The sequence below is a fragment of the Paraburkholderia sp. 40 genome (genome assembly GCF_050434105.1).
GTDB classification, from domain to species: domain Bacteria; phylum Pseudomonadota; class Gammaproteobacteria; order Burkholderiales; family Burkholderiaceae; genus Paraburkholderia; species Paraburkholderia tuberum.
Genome location: NZ_JBNPVY010000004.1, coordinates 3,000,160 through 3,025,673 on the forward strand (window position 1 = coordinate 3,000,160; position 25,514 = coordinate 3,025,673).

General features: G+C 59.2%; 22 protein-coding genes and 2 pseudogenes. 15 read left to right on the plus strand and 9 right to left on the minus strand.

Features of this window, described 5'->3' with window-relative positions; all coding sequences use genetic code 11:
* Positions 1-85 precede the first annotated feature (85 nt).
* Positions 86-619, plus strand: coding sequence for a periplasmic heavy metal sensor (locus OKW28_RS35820; RefSeq protein WP_429452469.1), 534 nt, complete (start codon positions 86-88; stop codon positions 617-619).
* Positions 620-758: 139 nt separating this feature from the next.
* Here OKW28_RS35820 and OKW28_RS35825 read toward each other — a convergent pair whose 3' ends face one another.
* Positions 759-1,469, minus strand: coding sequence for a pirin family protein (locus OKW28_RS35825; RefSeq protein ID WP_429452471.1), 711 nt, complete (start codon positions 1,467-1,469; stop codon positions 759-761).
* 603 nt (positions 1,470-2,072) lie between these two features.
* Between OKW28_RS35825 and OKW28_RS35830 the strand changes: the two genes are divergently transcribed.
* The 5 genes from OKW28_RS35830 to OKW28_RS35850 all read left to right on the plus strand — a co-directional run bounded on the left by OKW28_RS35830 (position 2,073) and on the right by OKW28_RS35850 (position 7,113).
* A complete protein-coding gene (locus OKW28_RS35830) occupies positions 2,073-2,849 on the plus strand; it encodes an ABC transporter substrate-binding protein (RefSeq protein WP_429452473.1) in 777 nt (258 codons plus the stop codon).
* 274 nt (positions 2,850-3,123) lie between these two features.
* Positions 3,124-3,813, plus strand: a complete 690-nt coding sequence (locus OKW28_RS35835) for an ABC transporter permease (protein ID WP_184007926.1) — start codon at positions 3,124-3,126, stop codon at positions 3,811-3,813.
* Entirely contained in the window at positions 3,810-4,523 is a 714-nt protein-coding gene (locus tag OKW28_RS35840) for an ABC transporter permease (RefSeq protein ID WP_018419774.1), read from the plus strand. The genes OKW28_RS35835 and OKW28_RS35840 overlap by 4 nt, the downstream gene beginning before the upstream one ends.
* A 39-nt stretch (positions 4,524-4,562) precedes the next feature.
* Positions 4,563-5,342: an ABC transporter ATP-binding protein gene (locus tag OKW28_RS35845; protein ID WP_429452475.1), complete on the plus strand. Its 780-nt coding sequence runs from the start codon at positions 4,563-4,565 to the stop codon at positions 5,340-5,342.
* Positions 5,343-5,955: 613 nt separating this feature from the next.
* A complete protein-coding gene (locus OKW28_RS35850) occupies positions 5,956-7,113 on the plus strand; it encodes a porin (protein WP_429452477.1) in 1,158 nt (385 codons plus the stop codon).
* A 182-nt stretch (positions 7,114-7,295) separates the two neighbouring features.
* Here OKW28_RS35850 and glnK read toward each other — a convergent pair whose 3' ends face one another.
* Positions 7,296-7,634, minus strand: a complete 339-nt coding sequence (gene glnK / locus OKW28_RS35855; RefSeq protein ID WP_429452479.1) for a P-II family nitrogen regulator — start codon at positions 7,632-7,634, stop codon at positions 7,296-7,298.
* A gap of 104 nt (positions 7,635-7,738) precedes the next feature.
* A complete protein-coding gene (locus tag OKW28_RS35860) occupies positions 7,739-9,451 on the minus strand; it encodes an NAD+ synthase (protein ID WP_429452481.1) in 1,713 nt (570 codons plus the stop codon).
* Positions 9,452-9,601: 150 nt separating this feature from the next.
* Here OKW28_RS35860 and OKW28_RS35865 point away from each other — a divergent pair.
* From OKW28_RS35865 to OKW28_RS35875, 3 genes and pseudogenes are all read left to right on the plus strand, one after another.
* Positions 9,602-9,868 (plus strand): annotated as a pseudogene (locus OKW28_RS35865) (peptidogalycan biosysnthesis protein); the annotation flags it as partial.
* A gap of 153 nt (positions 9,869-10,021) precedes the next feature.
* A complete protein-coding gene (locus tag OKW28_RS35870) occupies positions 10,022-11,239 on the plus strand; it encodes a hypothetical protein (RefSeq protein ID WP_429452483.1) in 1,218 nt (405 codons plus the stop codon).
* Positions 11,240-11,848: 609 nt separating this feature from the next.
* Complete coding sequence (locus OKW28_RS35875) at positions 11,849-13,252, plus strand: hypothetical protein (protein ID WP_429452485.1); 1,404 nt, start codon at positions 11,849-11,851, stop codon at positions 13,250-13,252.
* Here the strand turns inward: OKW28_RS35875 and OKW28_RS35880 are convergent.
* Positions 13,218-14,369 carry a GNAT family N-acetyltransferase gene (locus tag OKW28_RS35880; protein ID WP_429452487.1) on the minus strand — a complete coding sequence of 384 codons (1,152 nt, stop codon included), beginning with the start codon at positions 14,367-14,369 and terminating at the stop codon, positions 13,218-13,220. The two genes, OKW28_RS35875 and OKW28_RS35880, sit on opposite strands and share 35 nt — an antisense overlap.
* A gap of 488 nt (positions 14,370-14,857) precedes the next feature.
* Positions 14,858-16,474 (minus strand): annotated as a pseudogene (locus OKW28_RS35885) (OB-fold nucleic acid binding domain-containing protein); the annotation flags it as partial.
* Between the two features lie 868 nt (positions 16,475-17,342).
* Between OKW28_RS35885 and OKW28_RS35890 the strand changes: the two are divergent.
* The 5 genes from OKW28_RS35890 (at position 17,343) to OKW28_RS35910 (ending at position 20,668) form a co-directional block, all read left to right on the plus strand.
* Positions 17,343-17,549, plus strand: a complete 207-nt coding sequence (locus OKW28_RS35890) for a hypothetical protein (protein ID WP_429452489.1) — start codon at positions 17,343-17,345, stop codon at positions 17,547-17,549.
* A 125-nt stretch (positions 17,550-17,674) separates the two neighbouring features.
* On the plus strand, positions 17,675-18,073 hold the full coding sequence (locus tag OKW28_RS35895) for a hypothetical protein (protein ID WP_429452491.1): 399 nt from the start codon (positions 17,675-17,677) through the stop codon (positions 18,071-18,073).
* Entirely contained in the window at positions 18,070-18,441 is a 372-nt protein-coding gene (locus OKW28_RS35900; RefSeq protein WP_429452493.1) for a hypothetical protein, read from the plus strand. The genes OKW28_RS35895 and OKW28_RS35900 overlap by 4 nt, the downstream gene beginning before the upstream one ends.
* Before the next feature lie 332 nt (positions 18,442-18,773).
* The gene (locus OKW28_RS35905) at positions 18,774-19,769 is read left to right on the plus strand and encodes a dienelactone hydrolase family protein (protein WP_429452495.1); all 996 of its coding nucleotides are present in this window, start codon (positions 18,774-18,776) and stop codon (positions 19,767-19,769) included.
* A gap of 626 nt (positions 19,770-20,395) precedes the next feature.
* Entirely contained in the window at positions 20,396-20,668 is a 273-nt protein-coding gene (locus OKW28_RS35910; protein WP_429452497.1) for a hypothetical protein, read from the plus strand.
* Between the two features lie 669 nt (positions 20,669-21,337).
* Here the strand turns inward: OKW28_RS35910 and tnpC are convergent.
* From tnpC to OKW28_RS35925, 3 genes are read right to left on the minus strand one after another with little or no spacing between them, the layout of a single operon-like run.
* Entirely contained in the window at positions 21,338-22,918 is a 1,581-nt protein-coding gene (gene tnpC, locus OKW28_RS35915; protein ID WP_116117423.1) for an IS66 family transposase, read from the minus strand.
* A gap of 30 nt (positions 22,919-22,948) precedes the next feature.
* On the minus strand, positions 22,949-23,305 hold the full coding sequence (tnpB, locus tag OKW28_RS35920) for an IS66 family insertion sequence element accessory protein TnpB (protein ID WP_090812713.1): 357 nt from the start codon (positions 23,303-23,305) through the stop codon (positions 22,949-22,951).
* A complete protein-coding gene (locus OKW28_RS35925) occupies positions 23,281-23,844 on the minus strand; it encodes a transposase (protein WP_429442848.1) in 564 nt (187 codons plus the stop codon). Before OKW28_RS35925 ends, tnpB begins: the two co-directional genes overlap by 25 nt.
* 138 nt (positions 23,845-23,982) lie before the next feature.
* Between OKW28_RS35925 and OKW28_RS35930 the strand changes: the two genes are divergently transcribed.
* Positions 23,983-24,858 carry a hypothetical protein gene (locus tag OKW28_RS35930; RefSeq protein WP_429452499.1) on the plus strand — a complete coding sequence of 292 codons (876 nt, stop codon included), beginning with the start codon at positions 23,983-23,985 and terminating at the stop codon, positions 24,856-24,858.
* Positions 24,859-24,893: 35 nt separating this feature from the next.
* Here OKW28_RS35930 and OKW28_RS35935 read toward each other — a convergent pair whose 3' ends face one another.
* Complete coding sequence (locus OKW28_RS35935; protein WP_429452501.1) at positions 24,894-25,079, minus strand: hypothetical protein; 186 nt, start codon at positions 25,077-25,079, stop codon at positions 24,894-24,896.
* Positions 25,080-25,514 lie beyond the last annotated feature (435 nt).

The window sequence follows — 25,514 nt, forward strand, 5'->3', positions numbered from 1 at the left end:
CCGGTTCTCTACGCTGTGCCTTACCGAGTGCAGGCAGTCCAAAGACCGGTTGCTTCGTCGGCTATTCCATTACAAGGAGCCTCATATGTCCACCAAAAAGATGTCGCGCGTTCTCGCCGTTGCTGCCACCGCTCTCGCCATCGGCGCAGGCGCCGCTTACGCCGCCCAACCCGCTGAGCAGGCGCACGGCGGGCCCGGCGGCTGGCATGGCCATTTCATGAAGGAACTGACCCAACTCCACGACCAGCTGAAGCTGAACGCGGATCAGGAAAAGCTGTGGCAAAACGCGCTCGATACGATGAAGCAGAACCACGAAGCGATGCGCGCCAACCACGAGCAGGTTCAAGACCAGTTCAAGGCCGCACAGCAACAGCCGATCCTGGATCTGAACGCGATGGCCGCGACGCATCAGCAGATCGAGCAGAAGGACGCGCAACTGCGTCAGCAAACCACCGACGCGTGGCTGAAGTTCTATAACGGCCTGAACGACCAGCAGAAGACCACCGTCAGCACGGCGCTGAAGCAGCGCTTCGCGCGGATGGAGCAGCGTCACGAGAAGATGCGCGAGCGCTGGGAGCATCACAAGGGCGCAGCGTCGGCGCCGGCCGCCAATCAATAAGCGGCGCGTTGCATCCGAGAGGCGGGCCAGGGAGGGCGCCTCGCTAATAGAAAAACGCCACGGAAGAGGTTTTCCGTGGCGTTGCTGTTTGGCGCTGCTCGCTGCCCGATCGGCGGCCCGCGCGAATCAACTGCTTGAATCAGCTGTTCAACTGACCCAGATCGAACAGCAGCACTTCCGCGTCGTTGCCCTTTTCCAGCGTCACCGTGTCGACGTCGCTGAGCTTCGCGGCATCGCCCGACTCGAGCACCGTGCCGTTCACGCTCAGCGTGCCGCGCGCGACGTGCAGGTAGGCGAGGCGCCCCGCCGGCAGCGCGAACGTCGCGTGTTCGGCGCCGTCGAACAGTCCCGCGTAGATCGACGCGTCCGCATGGATCGTCACGGAGCCGTCGCGGCCGTCGGGCGACGCGATCACGCGCAGGCGGCCGCGCTTGCTGTCGGCGTCGAAGCGCTTTTCCTCGTAGCCGGGCTGGTCGCCCGCGCGGCGCGGGATGATCCAGATCTGCAGCAAGTGCGCGAGTTCGTCGCGCGACGCGTTGAACTCGCTATGCTGCACGCCGGTGCCCGCGCTCATGCGCTGCACGTCGCCGGGACGGATCGTCGAGCCATTGCCCATGCTGTCGCGATGCGCAAGCGCGCCTTCGAGCACATACGTGACGATCTCCATGTCGCGATGCCCGTGCGCGCCGAAACCCTGACCGCCGGCGATGCGGTCTTCGTTGATCACGCGCAGCGGCCCGAAGTGCACGTGCTCGGGGTCGCGGTAATCGGCAAACGAGAAGCTGTGATACGAGTCGAGCCAGCCGTGGTTGGCGTGACCGCGTTCTGCGGAGCGGCGAATCTCGATCATGGAAAGTCTCCCGGTAAGTAGTCAATCAGAGCGATGTTGGGAATGTAGGGGTTGCGCCCCCCCATAACAATCGTGCGCGACCGCACCGCAGCGTTCCATCGCTGCATGCAATCGCGCGGGCGGCGCGACCGGCGAGCCTATCGCGCGGAAAGCCCGGCGCCCGGATGCCCGGCGCCCGGATGCCCGGCGCCCGCAAAACCGCGCCGGCGTCGCGCACGCACAACGCGTTGCACGGCGTCTTGCCGCTCGATGCCGCGCTGCGCTGGCAGCTTGCCGCTCTTCGGGTAAAATACCGCGCTTTTCAAGCCGCGTGGACGTCTCGCGGGACGTGCAGGCCGCGCCGACAAGCCTCGGCGGGCGGGCCGCAACCGGTGCGCGACGGGCTTCGACTCGGCACCACACCGCGCGAGCCGCGCCCGATAAGCACCGAACGCGCCGGACCGGCGCGCCACGTCGGACGAAACACCCGCGCAAGGACGACCAGAGCGCGGCGACAATCCCTGCGGCACGGCAATTTTGACCGCCTAGAATAGCGACCGTCGGCCCTCGGCCGGTGCTCGTCGAGTCGTGTCGTTACGACGATCAGTTTGATTCAGGAGAAACATGAAGAAGCTCGCACTGTGCGTGGCTCTGGCAGTCATGGCCACCGGCGCGATGGCGAAAGAATGGAAAACGGTGCGCATCGGGGTCGATGCCAGTTATCCGCCATTCGAATCGAAGTCGCCTAATGGCGACATCGTCGGTTTCGATGCCGATCTGACCCGCGCGCTGTGCGCGAAGATGAACGTGAAGTGCGTGTGGGTCGCGCAGGATCTCGATGGCATCATCCCGGCGCTGAAAGCTCGCAAGTTCGACGCGATCATTTCCTCGCTAAGCGTGACCGACAAGCGCCGCGAGCAGATCGACTTCTCCGACAAGATGTTCGACGCGCCCGCCCGCATGCTTGCGAAAACCGGTTCGCCTCTTCTGCCCACCCCTGAATCGCTGAAAGGCAAGCACGTCGGCGTCGAGCAGGGTTCGACGCAGGAACAGTACGCGAAGGCCTGGTGGGAGCCGAAGGGCGTGCTCGTCGTGTCGTACCAGAATCAGGACCAGGTGTACGCGGATCTTGCGTCGGGCCGCCTCGACGCCGCGCTGCAGGACGAAGTGCAGGCCGACGCCGGCTTTCTGAAGACGCCGCGCGGCAAAGGGTTCGCCTGGGCCGGTCCGGAAGTGAAGGATCCGCAGACGATCGGCGAAGGCACCGCGATCGGTCTGCGCAAGGGCGATGCCGAGCTGAAGGCGAAGTTCAATCGGGCGCTCGCCGAGGTTCATCAGGACGGCACATTCGAGAAGCTCCAAAAGCAGTACTTCGATTTCGACATTTATCCTGGCCGTTGAGCGAAACAGGCAGGATACTGCGCAGTAAGCCGGCTCGTGCCGGTGGCAGTGAAAGCGGCAAAGAAGGTGGCGACACCAGGCAGTAGATTCAAAACAATCCGAGACGAAAGTCCCAAAAGCGCGCTGCAGGAGCACCAACGTTCCTGCAGCATGATTTGCACAGCGGCACGCTGTGCGCCGCGGATCACGGCGAGCCAGGCGCTCGTCCCGGACGCGGCGCTACGCGGGCCGCGTCTTTCGCGGTGCGCGAGAAGCGCATCGTCGAGGACTACCTATGTTCCTTCAAGGCTACGGCCCGCTGCTTCTCAGCGGCACCTGGCAAACCGTCAAGCTGGCGGTGTTCTCGCTCGCGCTCGCGTTCGTGCTCGGCCTGCTCGGCGCGGCGGCGAAATTGTCGAAGAACCGTCTGTCGAACGGCATCGGCACCGTGTATACGACGCTCGTGCGCGGCGTGCCCGATCTCGTGCTGATGCTGCTGCTGTTCTATAGCATCCAGATCTGGCTGAACAACCTGACCGACGCGCTCGGCTGGGAGCAGATCGACATCGACCCGTTCGTGGCCGGCGTCGCGGTGCTCGGCTTCATCTACGGCGCGTACTTCACCGAGACGTTCCGCGGCGCGTTTATCGCGGTGCCGCGCGGCCAGCTCGAAGCGGGCGCCGCCTACGGCATGACGAGCTGGCAGGTGTTCTCGCGCGTGATGTTCCCGCAAATGATGCGCTTCGCGCTTCCGGGCATCGGCAATAACTGGCAGGTGATGGTCAAGGCGACCGCGCTCGTGTCGATCATCGGTCTCGCCGACGTCGTCAAGGCCTCGCAGGACGCCGGCAAGGGTACCTTGCGGTTCTTCTTCTTTACCCTGCTCGCGGGGGCGATCTATCTCGTCATCACCACAGTGTCGAACTTCGTGCTGATGTACCTCGAAAAGCGTTACTCGACCGGCGTGCGAAAGGCGGATCTATGATCGAGATCATTCAGCAATACTGGCGCAACTATCTGTTCACCGACGGCTATCGCTTCACCGGCGTCGCGATCACGTTGTGGCTGCTGGTCGTGTCGATCGGCCTCGGCTTCTGCCTGTCGGTGCCGCTCGCGGTCGCGCGCGTGTCGAAGAAGAAATGGCTCGCGGGCCTCGTGTGGCTCTATACGTATATCTTCCGCGGCACGCCGCTCTACGTGCAGTTGCTGCTGTGCTACACGGGTCTCTACAGCCTCGAGATCATCCGCAACAACGAGCTGACCAACGCGTTCTTTCGCGACGGCATGCACTGCACGCTGCTCGCGTTCACGCTGAATACCTGCGCGTACACGACCGAAATCTTCGCGGGCGCGATCAAGGCGACGCCCTACGGCGAGATCGAAGCGGCGCGCGCGTACGGCATGTCGTCGTTCACGCTGTACCGGCGCGTGATTCTGCCGTCGGCGCTGCGCCGCGCACTGCCCTACTACAGCAACGAAGTGATCCTGATGCTGCACGCGACCACCGTCGCGTTCACGGCCACGGTGCCGGATATCCTGAAGATCGCGCGCGACGTCAACTCCGCGACGTATCAGTCGTTCAACGCGTTCGGCATCGCCGCGCTGCTGTATCTGTGTATTTCTTTCGCGCTCGTGTGGCTGTTCCGCCGCGCCGAGCGTCGCTGGCTCGCTTACCTGCGGCCGCAAGGCAAGTAACTGCGCGTCCCTGGACAAGCAAGCTCGTTAAGGATCCTGATGAACTCCAAGAAGCAGAAGCTCTTCGTCGACGAGCTTCACAAAAAGTACGGCGACAACGAAGTCCTCAAGGGCGTGTCGCTGAAAGCCAATGCCGGCGACGTAATCAGCGTGATCGGTTCGTCCGGTTCGGGCAAGAGCACGATGCTCCGCTGCATCAACTTTCTCGAACAGCCGAACGCGGGGCGAATTTTCGTCGACGGCGAGGAAGTGCGCACGCAGACCGCCAAGGACGGCGCGTTGCGCGTGTCGGACCCGAAGCAGTTGCAGCGTGTGCGCACCAGGCTTTCGATGGTGTTCCAGCACTTCAACCTGTGGTCGCACATGAACGTGCTCGAGAACATCATCGAGGCGCCGGTGCATGTGCTCGGTCTGAAGCGCAGGGAAGCCGAGGACCGCGCGCGCGAATATCTGGAGAAGGTCGGTCTCGCGCCGCGTCTCGAGAAACAGTATCCGTCGCATCTGTCGGGCGGCCAGCAGCAGCGTGTCGCGATCGCGCGGGCGCTGGCGATGCACCCCGATGTGATGCTGTTCGACGAACCGACCTCCGCGCTCGACCCCGAACTCGTCGGCGAGGTGCTGAAGGTAATGCAGAAGCTCGCCGAGGAGGGCCGCACGATGATCGTCGTCACGCACGAAATGGGCTTCGCGCGCAACGTGTCGAACCACGTGATGTTTCTGCACCAGGGCCGCGTCGAGGAAGAAGGCCATCCCGACGAGGTGTTCAGGAACACGAAGAGCGAACGTCTGAAGCAATTCCTGTCGGGCAGTCTCAAGTAATAAAATTACCCGCGAGTTATGATGCGAACGGCATCGAAAATGTAGTCAATGTAGTTTTACAAGGCGCTTACGAGCGCCTTTTTCGTTTCTGCCATGTCCTTGCGCCCGGCCATTCGAACGACGAAAAAGCGCCGAAAATCCCAAAAAACGGGCCATCCAGGCCGAGTTTTCGCCCTAACCTGCCACTTTGGACTCGTCAATAGTGGCAATCCTTAATACGACCCCTTCCAGGCCGCGATTCCCTTGCCGGACAAGGCTTTGCGCCTTTTCCGGAGGAACTCCTTCGGGTCCCAGCCCACATTCGTATTGCAATTTGGCGACACCCCCTGTGGGCGGTACTAATTTCTTCTCCCAGTTAAAGTTATTTTTGATAAATTGGTAACCAAAGTAGCAAAACAAAGTTGATTAAAAGTAGTTTCACTTCAAAACGCAGAGGAGAACCGGTCGGCGTGGGATCGGCATGATGCAAAGATAGCTCGACGCTACATGTCATGACAGGAGAATCCCTATCCACCCGCCACTCTCCCTGGTACCGCTTTCTGTTCGGTGCTTATCGCGTCCGAACACCACTCGCAGTACTGGGTTTCTTTTTTGACAGGGTATGGAGGAGAAGATGAAGAAAGCTTTGCTCGTCGCTGCGCTGATGTCGGCCGGCGTTGTTGCACACGCTCAGAGTAGCGTCACGCTGTATGGCCGTTTGGATGCAGGTCTCGAGTACATGTCCGGCGTCCCGACCGGCGCTAACGCCAACGGCGCGGCCAACACCAGCTCGAACCGCTTCAAGGCGGAAAGCGGCGACTGGGGCACCAGCCTGTGGGGCATGAAGGGTGTCGAGGACATCGGCGCCGGCAACAAGATCCTGTTCCAGTTGGAAGGCTCGTTCAACACGATGACGGGCGCAGGTCCTGGCGGCGGCGGTCTCTTCAATCGCTGGGCAACGGTCGGTATTTCGAACAACCAGTACGGTACGTTCACGATGGGCCGCATGCTGTTCATCTCGAACGGCGTGTGGGACTTCGACCCGTTCGGTCAGTCGAACTGGTCGTCGGCATCGCTGGTGCGTGGCCGCAACTGGCCGCAGTCGAGCAACAACTTCGCGTACCAGTCGCCGAAGATCGCAGGCTTTGACTTCTACGGTCAGTACGCGCTGTCGAACGCGACGAGTTGGAACGGTAACGGCTCGACGCCGCAAGGTCGCGAAGCTGGAGCGCAGGTCACCTACACCAGCTCGCTGTTCCAGATCCGCGGTCTGTACGACGAAATCCGCAACCCGGCGAACGGCCAGTTGTGGGGCGGTCCGGTCGCCAACAACGGCATCAATACGGGTAACACGGCCAACGGCGTATTCGCGGCATCGCGCGAGTACTCCGCTCTGCTGAACGTGTTCCTCGGCCAGTTCAAGATTCAGGCTGCTTACCAGGCAGTCCGTTCGGCAGGTGCGACGTCCGTTGCATATGGTCAGCCGACCACTCTGAATCACGAATGGGGCGGTGTGACGTGGCAGGCAACACCGGCTGCAGCGCTGATCGCGGCGGTCTACCACGTGAACGGCAACAACGGCGCGGGCAATGCGACGATCTACACGGTCGGCGGTTCGTACAACCTGTCGAAGCGCACGCTGCTCGACCTGCAGGCCGCGACGGTGCGCAACAGCCGTAATGCTAACTTCGGTCTGAACGCGAACAATGCGGGCTTCGCCGCTGCAACGGACAACCCGCTGCAAGGCCGCCAGCAAACCGGCGTGTACGCAGGTATCCAGCACTCGTTCTAATCGAACGGTGCGCCCCGAGGGTCATCCCTCGGGGTGTAACACGAGTTTCTTCGAGAGAATCTTTTTCACGCTGCTGCGAGAGGCGCGTATCGGTGCAATATCCGCAAGGGTATTGCACCGTTTTTTATTCGGCGCACGGTTTTTGCCGTTGCGCGCACCGGGCCGGTGCGTGATTGCACGGCTTATACGGCCGCTTCGTTCTCTTCGCCGGTACGGATACGGATGACGCGCTCGACGTCCGCGACGAAGATCTTGCCGTCGCCGATCTTGCCGGTACGCGCCGCGCCGATGATCGCGTCGATGACCTGATCGCACTGGCTGTCCGCGACCACGACTTCGATCTTCACTTTCGGCAGAAAGTCGACCACGTATTCCGCACCACGATAGAGCTCGGTATGCCCCTTCTGGCGGCCGAACCCCTTGACCTCGGTAACGGTCAGGCCGGAGAGGCCGACTTCCGCGAGCGCCTCGCGCACTTCGTCGAGTTTGAACGGTTTGATGACTGCGGTGATGCGCTTCATGGCGAACCTCGTCTCTTGATGGGGGAAGAGTGGAAAGGGAAAGGATGATTTTTATTCTACGCCGCGCCGGATGCATTGCGGCATCCGCGCGCGGGTGTCGTCTTTCACTCCACCGGTTCGGTGTAGCGCGACGTGATCGGATAACGCCAGTCGCGGCCGAACGCGCGATGCGTGACGCGAATGCCGATCGGCGCCTGACGGCGCTTGTACTCGTTGATCTTGATCAGGCGCGTGACGCGCTTCACGTCGTCGACCTGATAACCCGCCGCGATGATCTCCGCGAGCGAACGGTCCTCCTCCATATACATGCGCATGATCGCGTCGAGTACTTCGTATTCGGGCAGGCTGTCCTGGTCGGTCTGGTTCTCGCGCAGCTCAGCGGACGGCGCGCGCGTCAGAATCCGCTCGGGAATCACGTCGCGCGTCACAAACGTGGTGGCCGCGTTCCGATAGCGGCACAGCCGGTACACGAGCGTCTTCGCGATATCCTTGATCACCGCGAAGCCGCCGGCCATGTCGCCGTACAGCGTGCAATAGCCGACCGCCATCTCGCTCTTGTTGCCGGTGGTCAGCACGATCGAGCCGAACTTGTTCGACAGCGCCATCAGCAGCGTGCCGCGAATGCGCGCCTGAATGTTCTCTTCGGTCGCGTCCTCGGCGCGGCCCGCGAACTCCTCGACGAGCGAGCCGCGGAACGCATCGAACATCGGCGCGATCGCGATCTCGTCGTAGCGCACGCCGATGCGGCGCGCCATCTCGGCGGCGTCGCTGGTCGAGATATCGGCCGTGTAGCGCGACGGCATCATCACCGCGCGTACCTTGTCGGCGCCGAGCGCATCGCATGCAACGGCCAGCACGAGCGCCGAATCGACGCCGCCCGACAGACCGATCAAAGCACCAGGAAAACCGTTCTTGCCGATGTAGTCGCGCACGCCCATCACGAGCGCCGCGTAGACCTGCGCTTCGATCGACTGCTCAGGCGCGATCGCGGCCGACAGCGGCGTGCCAGCGTCGAACTCCACGACAGCCGTGGCTTCCTCGAACTGCTCGAGCTTCGCGACGAGTTCGCCCCGCGCGTCGAGCACGAACGAACCGCCATCGAACACGAGTTCGTCCTGGCCGCCGACCATGTTCACGTAGACCATCGGAATACCGGTCTCGCGAATGCGCGCGCGCAGGATGTCGAAGCGCACCGCTTCCTTGTTCAGGTGGTACGGCGAGCCGTTCGGAATCAGCAGCACCTGCGCGCCCGCGGCCTTTGCCATCTGCGCGGCCGACGCATGCCACGCGTCCTCGCAGATCACGACACCGTACTTGACGCCGTCGAGTTCGAACACGAACGGCTGCGGGTCGGAGGCGAAGTAGCGTTTCTCGTCGAACACTTCGGTGTTCGGCAGATCCTGCTTGCGATAGGTGCCCTTCACTTCGCCGTCGACGATCAGCGATGCCGCATTGAACGTATCGACTGGCGGTACGCCGCGCTCGATCGGCGCGTTTGCATTACCATGGCCGTTCGCCGGATGGTGCGCGAGGTTGTCCGACCCGTCGCGCAGCGGATGGCCGACGATCACATGCAGACCGGTGAACGGCTTCAACTGTGCCGCGAGATCGGCCAACGCGGCCGCGCTCGCGGTATAGAACGCGGGGCGCAGCAGCAGGTCTTCGGGCGGATAACCCGACAGCGCGAGTTCAGGCGCTACCAGCAGCTTCGCACCATCGCTGTGCGCGGCGCGCGCGGCGGCGACGATCTTCGCGACGTTGCCGGCGAAGTCGCCGACGGTGACATTGATTTGAGCAAGAGCGATTCGGGTCTTCATGGCAGGATCGACAGGCAAGCCTTCACGGCTCGCGGTACCGCGGCTCGATGGCTCGACGGGATTGAACAAACCGGATAAACGAACTCAACGAACGACGTGGCAGCTTCAGTTTCACAGCGCCGCGCCGGTCATTGCAAACAGTCACTCAGATTGAACCAGCAACGTATCGATTATCGCACGGGCATTCTGGCATCGCCCTCCGAGGTGGACGCCGCCGAGTGGAACGCCCTCCTCGCCGCACAGCCGCAGCCCACGCCGTTTTTGCGGCACGAGTTTCTGAGCGCGCTCAACGCGACGCAATGCGCGGTTCCCGACACCGGTTGGGCGCCGCAATTCGTCACGCTGACCGACGCGCGCACGGGCATGCTCGCGGCGGCGGCGCCCGTCTATCTGAAGGGACACTCGTACGGCGAGTACTTTTCATTATGTGGGGGCGAGAAAACTGCCCGACTGATTGATTGCATGTAAGGCGTTGATATATAACGAAAAAACAAAATCACACCCCAACTTTCTTTTCCGTGCATTTTTCTTCAGAATAAGATAGAACTGTGGCTTGGCTGGAGGCGCGGGATGGGTGCACTACATTGGACCGAGCCGGGCGCACTTGAAAGACATTGCTGGCGCGATGACGGTCAGCTGCGCTTCGCCGCCAAGCAAACCATTGATGGACGAACGACCTATCGGACTTTCATCGTCGACACGCATACCTTAGGGCTAGTCCCCGGGGGATGGCTGAGCGAGGCAGTCGACGCAGCGCCGAGTCAGTTACATTTCGTCCAAGCAGCACCGGTCACCAAAACGCTGGTCGCCCTTGCTCAAAGCGGCGAAGTGCTGAACCTGCTAAATACCGAAGTAAAGCAACTGCTTGAAGAGGACGTAGTCACCGTCCTTGCCGCCGTCGACGCGTACCACGCTGTACGTTCTCGTTTCCCGGTCTCGGTGACGTATGCGCAAACCAGTCGCCATTTCCTCCTCAAACCCGTTAGTGCCATTGGCAACGGAACTTTGCTCTGCGACGTCGAGTACAAGACCGCTCTGACACGTCCTTCGCCAAAAGCAAATGACACGCTCAGCGACCGCCCTCATCCGACACTGCAGGACTCCGATTTGGCGGCACCCGCAGGCGCTCTCGAATTCGCTGACATGGCGGAACTCGAGAGGAAGCAACTTGCCCATTTCACCGGAAGGATAGAAATCCTAGTCTCGTCATGCGTTGGCGTTCTCGACGCACACGACAGCATTGTCAATTGCATCAACGAGACGAGAAATTCGGGAGGTCTTGACGACCTAATACACCCCAAGACAAGGACTGCACTTAAAAGCGGGACCGCGTACAAACAACACAAGCCAAAGAATATTCACGAATCTGCGCAACTGGCCCTTGCAATAAACATGCTTCAAACTCATGAACTGTGCAGACCGAATGACCAGGTGAAGCTTGAATTGACGGAAATAACGCAGTTTGCCCCTCTGTTAATTCGCAACACCTACGAAGAACGTTTCAGCGTATTGTTAAGCGAATATTATCTTTCTCGAACTATAATCATTGCGTGCTTTGTGATTTTAATGCTCTCGACAGGTTGGAATAAGAGCACTGTCCTTACATTATCCATAGACCGGGTACAGAAAATTCCAAACGGGTACAAACTGTCAGGATTAAAAGCGCGGTCGGGGCAAAATGAAACCGACATAGTTGATGCAAACGTCGACACAGGGAGAATGCCGTATACGTCTGCCTCCCCTATCAAAACACAAAACCTGCTTGATAGAGGCAAGCACTCACGATGAGTTAGTCGATTTCACTCTCCAGTCCTATAGGACTGTCTTCGAGGACTCACCTCATGATGGCATCATTGTGGCATCCACGCATAGTCTGGCGATGGAAATTAACCATCGCATTCATGATGAGCTCCTCGAATACGTTACTGCGACGGAGCCTCAGCCTCCAATAATAAAGCTCCGAAATAAGCAGGACGCCACGGTCGGAGATATGGTCATCTTTCTCGGCCGCGACTATTCGAAAGGGTTGTTTCCTGGAAGCCGCGGAATAATCGCCCAGATAAGTTCGGACGGACGTCCGAGGTCCTCCAGATTCTCGGCAGCAGTGGCGCGCGTGCTGTTCGACACTGCGGGCTACGTGGACATCACTCTCAAGGAATGTGAACTGATGTCATTAGGCCACGCCGTTCAGGTCCAACACGTGGCACTCTCGCGATGGAACAAGATGATTGCTTCGATGGAGCCATCTAAGAATCTGAATCACTCGTGGTGCTGGCGTGCACTAACATGCGCCGACGGAGAGATAGAAGTGGTGGCCCCGAAGAGAGTGTTTGAAGACGCATTAGGTCATCGGGAGTCAAAGTCGAACTATGTACCCTCTCTAAATCTTGTCAAGACATGAAATCGCAAACTTTTCCCGTTTCGATGCTGTGGGCCGACTGGAAAGAACGTCGACAAATTCCCGTTATCAGAGATGTTCGTCTCGATATATTGGAACCCTTCCTCGACTACATACTGCAAATCGCGCGCGACCGCCATGACGCAAACGCTAAGGAAGGAGCCTTTCGCTCCGCCATGGAACACGTTGGTTATGCCCTGCTCGCTCTTGCGCGCTTCCTCGCCTGTAAGCACCTAACGTGGCAAGAACTTTCCGATGACATTCTTGTTGAATTTCGTGACTGGGTTAAAGAAGAAGCTAGGCATAAACCGAGTTCGAGAAACGATGAGAGTGCGAAACGAACAGCCAACTTACGGTTACGTGTTATCTACGAGTTTTTGACGTGGGCACAAGAGGACGCGCTACTCATCCAGTCACTTGTCGGCAACTCGGCCACTTTCCCGGTACGGTCATCCCTGCCGAAACTTCGGAATGTCAACCACAAGAAACTGCAAGGCGACAAGCAAAAATACCCGAAACTATTCCAAAACGTTGGCACCACATCGCGTATGAGTGACAGACAGTATTGGGCAACGGATGAATACTTTGAGGCAATTCGCCAGTTCTTCTGGTCAACAGGTGGCGCAGATACCGCCTCGAGGAACGACCTAGCCTTACGCTTATTTGAGGGTCTCGGCTGGCGACGTGCGAGTGTCAATAGCCTCACTGTTAAGCAATTTTCAGCTGATATTATTGGCCAGGCAGTAAGCTCCGGTGAGACTCATATTCCGATAACCCCACCTGACCAAAAGTTCGGCTATCAACGGGCCTTTCCTGTGCCAATAAACCTTGCGTTGGCCATCCAACGATACATCAGGGAGGAGCGTTCTGAGCTGCTGAAAAAGCATGGCCTGAAGGAAGACACCACTGAGATACATCAGGGGCGATTGTTTCTTTCCGTAAATACCGGACTACCTCTTACGCATTCGGCAGTCTCGGAAATCTTTCGAGCCGCGTTTCGCGCGATTGGGAGCGATATTGGCGCAAACACACATTCGTTCCGCCGTAAGTTTGCCGAATCCACATGGGCTGAGGAGATTGAATATCGCCAACGCGAGGGCTTTTCTTTGGCGTACGAGGATGTCGCAATGGCCGTAGCTGACATCCTAGGCCACGCATCGATTGTTTCTCAAGACGCTTATCACAGAGTCCTAAGTAGGATGCGAAAGGTGAGCGTCGAACAGGTGCTGAAGAACAAGATTGCGCAACTCAATGACACAGTCGCGGTGCAGATGAGCATGATTGCGAGGCTTCGCGACACTCTTGCAAAGTGTGTTGAGACGGCGGCTTACACGACCGTAGAGCCGGACTCACCATTACGTCACGACGTCATGAATCTGATGGCCGAGATTGATGGCGCTTGAACGGCGTATGCGCCTCGAGTTCGTCGATGTGTTCATCCATCGCCGCCGTCTCTTGGTCCAGGAACTCACTGATGGCGTGGGCGAACCTGTGGTCAGCAATCCAGTGCGCAGACCATGTTGGGGTCGGCATGAGCCCTCGTGACATCTTATGCACACCTTGGGCTCCTCCCTCGAAACTCTTCAGTCCGTTGGCAATGCCGTACTCGATACCCTGCATGTAGCAGGTTTCAAAATGAAGGCCTGAAACGAACTCTTTGGTGCCCCAATAGCGGCCATACATCGTATCGCCCTGAACGACGTTTAGCGCCACCGCGACCCGCTGCCCATTTGCCTCAGCAATGACGAGCATCAGTGCATCAGGCATCGACCGATGAATCAGTCCGAAGAACTTGCGGGTCAGATACGGCGGGTTCCAGTGCTCCCGATACGTGTTCTCGTAGCACCCGTAGAAGAAGTCTAGGTCGTCTTGGCCAATCTCCTGCCCACGTAGCCATCGGAAGGTAACACCAGCGTCGTGGACCCTTCGGCGGTCCTGCTTGACCTTCTTGCGTTTGTCGTGCGACATCTTCGAGAGAAACTCGTCGAAGCTCTTGTATCCAAAATTTTCCCAGTGGAACTGGACGCCTTCCCGCAGCATGAAGCCGGCGTCGGTCAGGGCCTCAAGGTCATCTTCGTGTGAGAACAGTACGTGAATTGACGACACATCGAGCTGTTTCGCAAACTCAATTGCGCCCCGTGCGAGCAACACTCTGTCTGCATGCGTCGGCGCCATCAGTCGTGGTCCTGTAACGGGCGTGAATGGCACTGCAGACAGGAGCTTGGGGTAATACTGGATGCCATGCCGCGCGAATGCGTCTGCCCAGACGTGGTCAAAGACGTATTCGCCGCGGCTATGGGATTTCAGATACAGCGGCATGGCGCCGACGAGTTCGCCTCCGCGTCGCATCAGGAGGTAGGTCGGCTGCCATCCTGTCGACTTGGATGCACATTTCGTAATGTGCATTGCTGACAGATATTCGTGCGCCACGAAGGGATTGCCCACAGTGAGCGCGTTCCACTCTTCTGCAGGCACATCTGAAAGCGAATCGACAACCAGTATCTCAACCTTGCTGCTCACCTTGCCCCCAACGATTTTCCCGGCGCGGCGCCACGCCGCAAAGCAGCATTGTCGCGCATTCGAGAAAAATCGTCAGGCGGCTGCACCTAGGTGGTCAGGCTGCCCCCGGTGCTCGAATTGAGTCTCCCAGCTGCTCGCGCAACGCGCTGAGATGTGCAGCCAAGGCGTCTACCCTGGCCCTGGTCTTGATAAACGCGACTGTATGGCGACGGCGGGTCATCCAGACTATTTGCGCCAATGACACCCCGCAGAGCATGCTTGTACGATAAGCAAGTTGTTAGCTTCCCAGTGGGACATAGACCCGGGTCATTTTCTTAGAGCATCGTGGTTCGGAAGTCTGTATGCCTGAATCGCTTCGCGATTTTTCTGCCTATCGAGGGAAGCGCTTCAGCACTGCGCCAGCCAAAAATTAGACACATTTGGATTGCGAACGCTGCCAGAAACCGCCTGACCTCCGCTTCAGACAAGCATGGCCCCGGAATTGAACCTTCACCCAACAGATGCGACATGTCTATCAACCGCTGCGCCACAAGATGTCGCACTTCACCTTCGCACTGCCACACACCGAGGACCCCGAGAAGCGACGCTCCAAGAACTTCTCTTCGCTGCTGCTCCAGCACTTTTGGCCAGACAATTATGTTGACATTTCCCGTCTCGTCTTCAATCGTAATGAAAATGACGCCGTTCGCGGTTTCAGGGCGTTGTCGTACCGTAACAATGCCACAGCCGCGAGCGAGTTGACCATTCCGATATGTCTGCAGGGTTGCGGCTGGCATCAGTCTTTTGGCAAGCAACTGTGGTCGCAGCAGCTCCAGCGGGTGTCGGCCGAGCGTCAGCCCCATCGACCGGTAGTCTCCCAGGATGTCCTCAGCTTCGGATGGCGCACCCAGTTCAGGCGTCGCGTCTTCCAGCACTGCCGACGCCAGCATGTCTTTGTCAGGCACCGAGGCGACTGACTGCCATAGCGCTTCGCGTCGATTGCCAGCTAGAGATGACAGTGCATTCGCAGCCGCAAGCACCTGCAGGTCGTGACGGTCCAACTGAGCGCGTCGCGCGAGGTCGGACACGGTCGCGAACTGCCGCACGGCTCGCGCATTCTCAATACGCTCCGCGGCGCCATCTCGCATTCCTCGGAGCAACGACAAACCGAGCCTGACGGCAGGCTTTTCAGCGCCGTCCATGTGTTCAAGCGACGAGTCCCAACCACTTATCGTGACGTCGACCGGCAGTACCTGGACTCCGTGTCGCTTCGCATCCTGCACGAGTTGCGACGGCGAATAAAAACCCATCGGCTGGCTATTTAGCATCGCTGCGAGAAACGCTTCCGGCTCGTGACGTTTCAGCCAGCTGCTTGCGTACACGAGCAGTGCGAAGCTTGCAGCATGACTCTCTGGGAACCCGTACTCGCCAAAGCCGAGAATCTGCTGAAAGATGCCATCTGCGAATGTCTTGTCATACCCGCGCTCGAGCATGCCATTGACGATACGGTCATAGTATTTATCCAGGCCACCTTTGCGCCGCCAAGCTGCCATCGCCCTTCGCAACTGGTCTGCTTCCCCAGCCGTGAAGCCTGCGGCCAGAATGGCAACTTGCATCACCTGTTCCTGAAAAATAGGAACGCCCAGCGTGCGCCCCAATGCAGTCTCAAGAGCCGCACTGGGATAAGTCACCGGCTCGAATCCCTGCCGGCGCTGCAGGTACGGATGGACGGCGCCGCCCTGAATTGGCCCCGGACGGACGATGGCAACTTCGATAACCAGGTCATAGAACGTGCGGGGTTTGAGTCGTGGCAGCATCGACATCTGCGCGCGCGATTCAATCTGGAATACGCCCACGGTGTCTGCGCGCGAAATCATCTCGTACGTTTCAGGGTCCTCGGCAGGTATGTCCTGCATCTCAAACCGTTCTCCGCGCTGCTCAGAGACAAGGTCAAGTGTGCGACGGATAGCCGACAACATGCCGAGCGCCAACACATCAATCTTGAGCAGGCCCAGTGACTCGAGGTCGTCCTTGTCCCACTGAATCACACTGCGGTCGGCCATCGCAGCATTTTCAACGGGCACCAGACGCGTGAGTTTTCCGCGACTGATAACAAAGCCGCCCGCCCAAGGGGTCATTCAACCATCTGCCTTCGCGGGCGCGAAACACGCTGTTTCCTGGCAACGTAGTTTTGCCGGATTCACATTTCGCCCGCGCACAAGTGATAGATTCGGGCGACGTCTTATTCGAGACATCCACTATTCATCGTTGGGCTAGCAGTATGTACGGTCAGAAAAATTTATAGAAGAGCTGACCTGCTTTGCCGGTATCTATTTTCCGGCCTGAATGACAGGACTCTGCCCATGATTCGCGGAGTGACCGCTACCAATCGTTTGGTGGATTTTCCGAGGGAGCCGTCACGAATAGCAGCACTTGCTCCGAGTTCTTCGCACCACAGTTTGCGCCGCAGTTTCTCTCGAACCGTTGTCTGCCTTCTGAAGCATTCGTACGGCAATCCGAGTTCTTGCCCGCAGCGCCAAACCAAGCTCACTGACGACCCGTGGCGTGACTCCAAATTGCCACTCGTGCACGGGCGATGGACAAGCTCGCGCATGCTTTTTCCCGGCGAGGTTCCCGGCACGACGAATTCGCAAGCACAGCAGCGTCTTTTGGTGAATAAAAAGATAGGAGTCTATCGATGAGCAGATTGCCACAATCAACCGGCGCTCGCGCACTGGTCATCCTGATTCCTGCGATGTCGGTGCTCGGTGGATGCGGGGGCGCCGCCTCCTCCCAGGAGGTTGCGCTGGTGCCGATAATTTCCGTGACGCTTTAAACGCTGGTTACGCCGGCGGCTACGCGCTAGCCTGCACGGCATTCTCTGGAATGGTCCTTGCGCACCCGATTCGTATCCTGCAGCGGCGCACCGAGGAGGAAGCCATGCTCACACAGTCGTGTCGCCCATATCGCGGATACGTCATTTTGGTGCGGACAGTGGAAACCGACAGTCCATCGTTTAACGGGACAGAACGCCGATTCGCAACGTCGTGGTCCATAGAAAAGGCGGGGCCGCTGTCAAATGTCGTCGGAAGCTTCGCCGAGCCAGTGAAATTTGTGTCTGCCAATGAAGCGCTGCGCTATGCCGAGGGGCGGGCGCACACGTTCATCGATTCCACGTTTGCTTGGGCAGAAACCGAGTAGGTTCAAGGCATCACGCCGAGCTGTTGTTCATAGAGCCGCCGCTGCACGGCGTCGTTCCGCCATCGGAGTAGGCCCAACGCGGCGGCGTGCAATAGTGGCGGAACGTCCTGAAACAGGCCCTGGCGATGAGGCAGACGCCGCGACCGAAGCTGAACCCGGGGCTGGTAAAGGAAGCGATGACGGTGCTGAGCGCGGATGCTGCGCGCATGAGTGCACTGATGGCCGACCGGGGCGCCGTTGCGCCGAAGTTCGTGGTGCGAGTTCATGCGGGACCGAAGGGCTCAGAGGACGCGCGCAGTCTGGTTTCTGAGCCGCTGACGGCCCCAAATTCGTTTGCTTTTTGGTTCGAAGCTTCTACTCTTCGATTGAAGCCCCGCCAATATCAAGGGAGGCTTCGCGTTCCGCTGAATTGGTATGTTTTGCTTTCCGAGTCGGTTGGCCTGCCGCGTGTGGCCAGTGGTTCCGGCGCAGCGATGCAGGTTTGCCTTACTGAACCGGTCGAAGAAAAAAGGAGGAGCAAATGAAGGCAACAAGGAAAACTGTCGTCGGACTGTTATCAGCTTTTGCGCTGGTATTCGGTAGCGGTACGGCCCGGACGCAGGAGACTGGAGCGCCGAAAATCGAACAGAAAGTGTTTGTCGATAATGAAAGAGTGAAAGTGGCCGAGAACACTTTCAAGCCGGGAGCGGAAAGTCCGAGCATCGCTCGCCCGTTCCGGGTCGTGCGCGCTATCAAGGGGGGCAAATTCCAGCGCATTTACGCCGATGGCAGAAAAGAGGATGGCCAGTACCAGACTGGCGAGGTAAAGTCCTTCGATGCCAGCCCGTCGTACATCTTCAAGAATGTGGGGGACAGTGAAATCGTCCTGTACATCGTGTACATCAAAAAATGAGAATCCCGCTTTGGTCTGCCGAGAGGGGACGGTTGTTCAGCTGCCCCCCGGTACGCACCACGATTCATTATGACGGCACGCTCAGTATCCCGAAGGGTGCTGCGCCACAAGGCGGTGACTATCCCGAAAGATGTGACATTTCTCATCACGATGGGTTCGTAGGGCTTGCCAACCGCGAGTACCACTCGGGTCGTAACGTCATCGGGCGGTGCCGCGCAGCGCCGCATGGCCAAGATTGGCCTGGCTGCTTGCAGGCCTTGGTAGTTGCCAGTAGCGGACTATGCTGCTGCCACTGGGTCGCCAACCAACACGTGCTTAAAAAGGAGGAGGTCATGCTTCCACGCACAGGTTTTTGGCGCGCTGTCTTCAATGCGTTCTGCCTACTCATCGCTACGCTGCCGGACACCGTACACGCACAGGCTGCGCGCATGGAAGTCATCCCCTTTGAGTCGCTGACACTGACCGACCAGGAATTCTTGACAGGCCGTGAGGACGGCAAGCCGGTGACCATCGCCGGCGAACTGCGCCTGCCGCGAGCGGGCAACGAGCGATTCCCGCTCGTCGTTCTGCTGCATGGGGCGTGCGGCGCCTGCGGCCTTGTCCTCGATTGGGAGCGGGATTTCCTTGCGATGGGCGTCGCGACTTTCGTCGTCGACAGCTTCACGAGTCGCGGTATCGCCAACACGAACGACGACCCATCGCGGCTCGGCCAACTGGCGCAAACGGAGGATGCCTACCGCGCGCTAGCGCTGTTGGTAAAACATCCGAGAATCGACCCAACACGTGTGATGCTGATGGGTTTCTCCAGAGGCGGCCACAGTACGCTTTACGCGAGTCTCATGCGGTTTCAGCGCGTGCATGCAGCTGCGTCAGAGGCCCATTTCGCAGCCTACGTTGCTTTCTATCCGAGCTGTAACTTTCGGTACCGCGACGATGACGACCTCACTGCGCAGCCAGTGCGTGTGTTTATGGGGACTGCCGATAACTACACCTCGATTGTGGCATGCCGGGCCTACGTTGACAGGCTGAAAGCCAAGGGTAAAGACGTTCAGCTTATCGAGTACCAGGGGGCTGGACATACATTCGACGCTCGAGCGTACAATCCGCCGCGAGTGCTGCCACAAGCGCTGACGACCCGAAACTGTCAAGTGGAGGAAGGAGACCACGGGCAGTTCGTTAATGCCAAAACCAAGCAGCCGTTTTCATACAGCGACCCCTGCGTTGAACGCGGCACGACCCTGGCATACAACGAGGCAGCAGCGACGCAAGTCAGGAAGGACATGGCCGAATTTGTCGCGATGACGCTCAAGCCAACGCGCTCGCCATAGCTTTTTGACCCACGCGATGGCCGGAGCGCCGACGTGCGAGTTGCCGCTTGAGCCCGAGGCTATCTGCCAGCAACGAGCCAAGCAGTTCGAGGCTTGAATGGCTCGCGAGGTCTTCTACGCTCGATATGGCCATCAATTGGCCACATTGTGCACCAAGTCCGCAAAGCGTTGCAGTGCGTGAGTCAGAGGCGAGCGTGCTCCGGCAGAAAGCTATCAACCCGTCGAACTCATCGAACGTTACGTCGCCAGTTGACCTGGTGCGCTTCACATCGAGCCGGCGCTGGAGCTCTCTCAAGGCTGTGAGCCCGAGCTCGTTCAAACTGTGCTTGCATTCGATGCCGACGGTCGTTAGACAGCGTTGAACGGGAAGGCCGGCACACTGGCGCCCGTCACATCTGGCGATTCGAGGCCGCGTTCAGAATTCCAGTCACCAATCCGTTCTACAACGGGAGGCCGGCAAACCGGGGGTCCACTCCACGTCAGTGTTTCCCAGGCGTCGTTTCACTGATGGCAGGGCGGCGCAATCGCCTGATTCGCCAGGTTGCCTTCAGTGACTGAACCTTGGAAGGAGAGCGGCTTCTCGCCGGAAGGCGGAGCCGGTTAGGCACTTGAACAGGAGCAGAATCATGGCCTTCGACAATCTTGGCTTTATTACTTTAGGACCAGCCGGTGGGACTGATATTCCGGCGGACACCTCCATCAGCATCAATCTATCGAGTGGGGCGGACAGCGGGGCCCAGTTCCTTGCCGCACACCTGGTTTTTGGAGCGGGCACCGTCATGGCTGACCGGCAGGCGGCAAGCAGATGGGACGACGGAACTCTTCACTACCGGGCAGATTTCCACAATCTGGAAAGAAGAGCCGTTTCATTTACTTTGACTGGCGGCGGGCTTGTCTAAACGCGTAGGAGGCTGCAATGAAAATTACGTTATTACGGACGACAAAGGTGAAATAGTCGCCACCGCCCAACGTTGGAGTGGAATGACAGAGTTCGAAGTGGAGTTACATTCTTTTCCTGGGAAAAGCTTCACCACATAGAACTCCCAGAGCATCTCGAGGGCGTTCGTGACGCAGAGGCCCTGCATAAGCAGTTACACGCTCACATCAATAAAAAAACGTAATCCGAATTGTGCAACGGCGGCCAGCGCCGGGCCGCTTCCTGTCTTGCATTCATCGAGACGCCTGGCTATAACAAACCCCATCGCCGTCATCTTTATGTGGCTGCTGACCCAAAGGTCGCCATGCGCAGACTTCTGTGCAACCCTCTGTGCCCATCTGCCCGCACGAGCCAAAAAACAACATAGTGGCGCAATACGTTCATCCCAAAAGTCCGCTGCAACGTGACGGGCGCGCATCTTCTTTTGCGCTCTTTCGTATTTGCTCGTCTATTTGTCCCGGTTCGCCTAATGCGGAGTTTTTACTGGCGTGCACCTCAACGGCATCTCGGCAGCGAATTAATTTTCGCGGATTCATGTGTTGCGCCCTGGCGCACTCAACTGTACGCGATCCATTGACGACACCCCTCAGAGTAAGGGCGCGGTTCTCATGAGATGTGTTACAGGGCTCAGTCAGCGGAGATCGATGGGCATCTTCCAGGGCAAGAGCGCGTCGTAGTCGTCGACGGTCTGTGCCAGCGGGAGACGCTGTAATAGCCAGGTGAGATAGCGATACGGATCAATGCTGTTCGCCTTGCAGGTTTCGACCAGTGAGTAGAGATTGGCGCTCGCGTTTGCGCCATCGACGGTGTCAGCAAACAACCAGCCGCGGCGTCCCAGGCAGAACGGGCGAATGGAATTTTCGCAAGGGTTGTTCGATATGGGCCAGTTGCCGTCTTCAACGTAACGGATCAGCTTCGGCCACTGCCCGTGCAGATAGGTCAGCGCCTTGCCGAGCAGACTGTTGGGCACGACGCCAGGCGAGTGCTCAAGCATCAGCTTTTCGATAACATCGAGTACGCACGCGCTGTATCGTCGTCGCAATCGCTGTCGTCGCCCAGCCGTCCACGTCTGGCTTCGCGCTTCGGCCGCGAACAGTTTTCCGATCAGGCTGATGAAGCGTGTCGCGAGCAGATCGGGCGGGCGCGCTGCTTTGGGGACATTGTCTTCCGCCTTCACAAAGTACCGTCTTGCGTGCGTCCAGCATCCGAGGTGCACGAGCTGGTACTGTTCAGCGATGCCGTTGTAGGGTTCGTATCCATCGGTCATCAGGGCGGCACCTTTACGGACACCGGCAAACAGCCTGTCAGCCAGCCTGGCGCCACGACCTGGCGTATAGGTGAAGCAACGGATGGGGATGCCCGAACCGGTCATCTGCGCCCACAGATAGCTTTTCGTTTGCGGCTTTCGCCCTTGCTCCTTCAGGACCTGGAACGTCGTCTCGTCGCCGTAGATCAGTTCGGCATCGAGCAGCGCATCGCGCATCAGGTTGATGACGGGTTGCGTCGCAAGACCGACGCGGACCATGCTCGCGGCAATCGTGTTCGACGAGATGTCGCCGCCGAAGCGACGCAGCAGACCGGCCTGGCGATAGAGCGGCATGCCGAACTGGTACTTGCCGGTGGCGATCCACGCGAGCGCCGATTCACTCAGCAGCCCACGCGGGATGATACGGGGCGGTGCCGGCGTAACCTTGATGCCGAGATCGCAACATGGGCAGGCGTACTTGATACGCTGATGCTGGGTGACTCGCAACTGCTCGGGAATGACATTGAGCTGCTCACTGATCTCGACGCCGATCTCGACGAGCGCGTGTCCGTCGTGATCGCAGAAGCGCTCTGCCTCAGGGAGTTCGTGTCGCACGACATCACGCGGCAGATTGGGATCGAGAGGCTTGCGGTGGCCGCGCTTCTTGCGCTTGTGGGCCGCGACCTCGGTTCCGGGGGTATCTTCCTGCGCGGGAGTGGCGTTCGCGCCGAGCGCTTCGGCTTCGTTGAACAGGCCGAACTGGTCCGAGGCGCGCGCTTCGCTTTTCGCGCCAAACAGTTCGCGACGGTAAGCGCGCAGTCGTTCCTCGGCGAGATCGCGCTCAGCTGTCACGAGGCGCAGTGCGCTGCGAACCTCCTCATGATCGCGCTGAAGCGAACCATAGGCCTCTCGCATCGCGAGCAGTGCCTTGAGTTCGTCGGCGTCGATGATCACGTTGATCGGCATACCGCTTAGACCGGCACGCCGGTGACGTGTTCAGCTCACGCGTGCATAATTTCGACTGGGATGTCGCTGGACTGCGGCAATGTCGATGCCCTCGATAAGCCAGTGCAACTGCTCGACGCTCAGTGTCGCGACCCGGTTCGCGCTGTCAGGCCACACGAAGCGATCGTTTGCCTCGAGTCTCTTGAGCATGAGCCAGAAACCGTTGCCCTGCCAGCCCAGGATCTTGATGCGATCGCATCTCCGGTTGGTAAACACATAGAGCGAGGAATCCATCGGGTTCAAATGCATGGCCTGCTCCACGAGAATCGACAGGCTGTTCATGCCATACCGGAAGTCGACGGGTTCCCGATGCAGGTAGACCTTCAGGCCTTCGTCGAACCGGAACACGGCATCCTCCCCAGCATCTGGACCACGGTGGTCAGTTCGTCGATGCTCGCCTCGCCGAGATCAAACTCGACGCCGTTGGACAGTCGCACATGCAGTGCGAGCGTCAGCGATGGCGATGGCGATGGTGACGGCGGTGCGGTTGGCAGTGCTGGTGGTGCTGCAACGACAGGCACGAATGCCGTGGGCGAGGCGACAGGTGGGGAGCGTTTGCGCGAACCCGGGATGTCAATGGGCGCGCCATCAATCACCGCGAGCGCGCCCTCCAGTACGATTTCCTCCGGGGCATGCGGACGTTCCTGTTCGCCGGTAGCATCATCCTGCGATGCCGGCGAGATGCCTTTCTCGCGCTCCAGAAGGTACTTCGTGATCCACTTGCGTAGCAGGTTGGCGTTGATCCCGTGCTCCTGCGCCAGGCGGGCAACCGACACGCCAGAACGCAGCGCTTCCTCAACGAGCGCACGCTTGCCTTTATCGTCGTAACGACGGCGACCGTCGCTGCTGCGTCGAACTACTCTTAACTCTGGATCTTTGTCAGCCATAGGTGTCCACCTCCGGATAGGTGGACACCTATGCTCCTCGCTCCTGTCCCCAGCGGCTAGACGCCGAAAATGGATCGCTTACACTCAACTCGTACTGCATCCATAGGCTTCGAGTATTGACCTGAGAGGAGAGTCACAATGAAACGTGTTTCTGCACATCTTGTACTGCTAGGCGTCGCACTTGCAGTTTCTTTGCCAGCGGCTGCCTTTGAATTTGGCACATTGGGCGTAATTACGGGGCAAACCGCCCGGCTCACCGTATTCAATCTGGCAACAGGACAGGTTCCTCCAAACCCTTGCCGTGTCCAGCTGTATTTTGCGGACGCCAATGGCCAGGCCCTGCCGGGCGGCAATGCCGACCATCCTGCACAGTCGACGCCCACGCTCGCACCCGGGGCGAGCGCCTCGATTACGTTGCCCGTGACCACCAACTTCGCAACGCGGGTCCTGGTCCGTCCCGTGGTTCATCCGCTCACGGCTTCATGCTCACTGGCGACCACGGCGGACATTGCTGATTCGCAAACGGGAAGCACCACAGTCTTCTTTCCACCAGGCCCCATCTTGCCGTCAGTTTCACTCTTGCCGCCGAGCCCTATCTATCCGCCTGGCCCGATTTTCGGGCTACGTTTACAGACAGCCGGTCAAACAGCAAGGCTCACAGTCCAGAGCCCTGTAGAAAGCGCTGGAAACGGCACTGCCCAGGTAGAGCTTAGCTTCGTCGACCCGAATGGCCAGACGCTGACGGACCCCGACGGCGCACCTTTGCAGAAAACGGCTTCCCTGAAGAAAGGGCAGGTGGCGTTTGTTGACCTCGAGAACCCGCTTGGCGCAGGCGTAGCTACAGCGTACCGGCCAGTTGTCAAATCCATGTCGACGAATCTGGCGGACGATGCAGCGACAGCCCAAATCATTGTGACGAACGAGGTGATTGACTCGGCAACAGGGAAATCGTTGCTGGCGGCTCCGAGCGACCCGTGTGTGGGTGCATTCTGCCTGACGGTGAAAGGGAAATAGTCGCGCGGCCTCAAAGCGCGGGGCGGACTGATGCGTCAAGCGTCGTCGGCTGACCAGAGGACATCGGTGGTCGATTTCGGCGTCACCTGGAGAACCTTGTCGACAGGCAGCCCCATGTAGGCAAGGCCGTGCGCGCTCGGCAGGTGCGGAGGCTTCAGAAGCACAACTGGGCGGGTGCTCACGGCGGCAAGGGCAGGGCGCAGCAGGCGCAGCAGGTGCAACTAGCCTATGCCGGGCGTGGGCAGCAGCAGGCCGCGCCGGATGCTCGGTAACGACGACGCGCCCCTTCGAGCGCGCGAGCCGCGAGGCTCGCCACAGTGAAGGATGTGATTTTCGGCAGTTACAGCAGTCAACTGGACCGGCGAAAAAAGTCCACAGCAAAAGGCAGGTTCGCGCCGACCCGGTACGCAGCACAGTACGCAGGGGCCTTACAGCCGTTTCCGGTGCGCGGATATATTCGGCGTTACTTGGTCATTCGCATGCCTCCAAGCTCCTTTCACCCGGGGGCTGGATTGCCACGTCTTGCCGCGGCTCCATTAAACGTTTGTATGACTTCCAAAACTCGTGGGTGAGGACCGCTATACCTTTGTGCGATGGCACGAAGTACAGACTGCCTGTAGATTTAGTTCGTGGGATGCGCCTCGTCAGCACGGTTT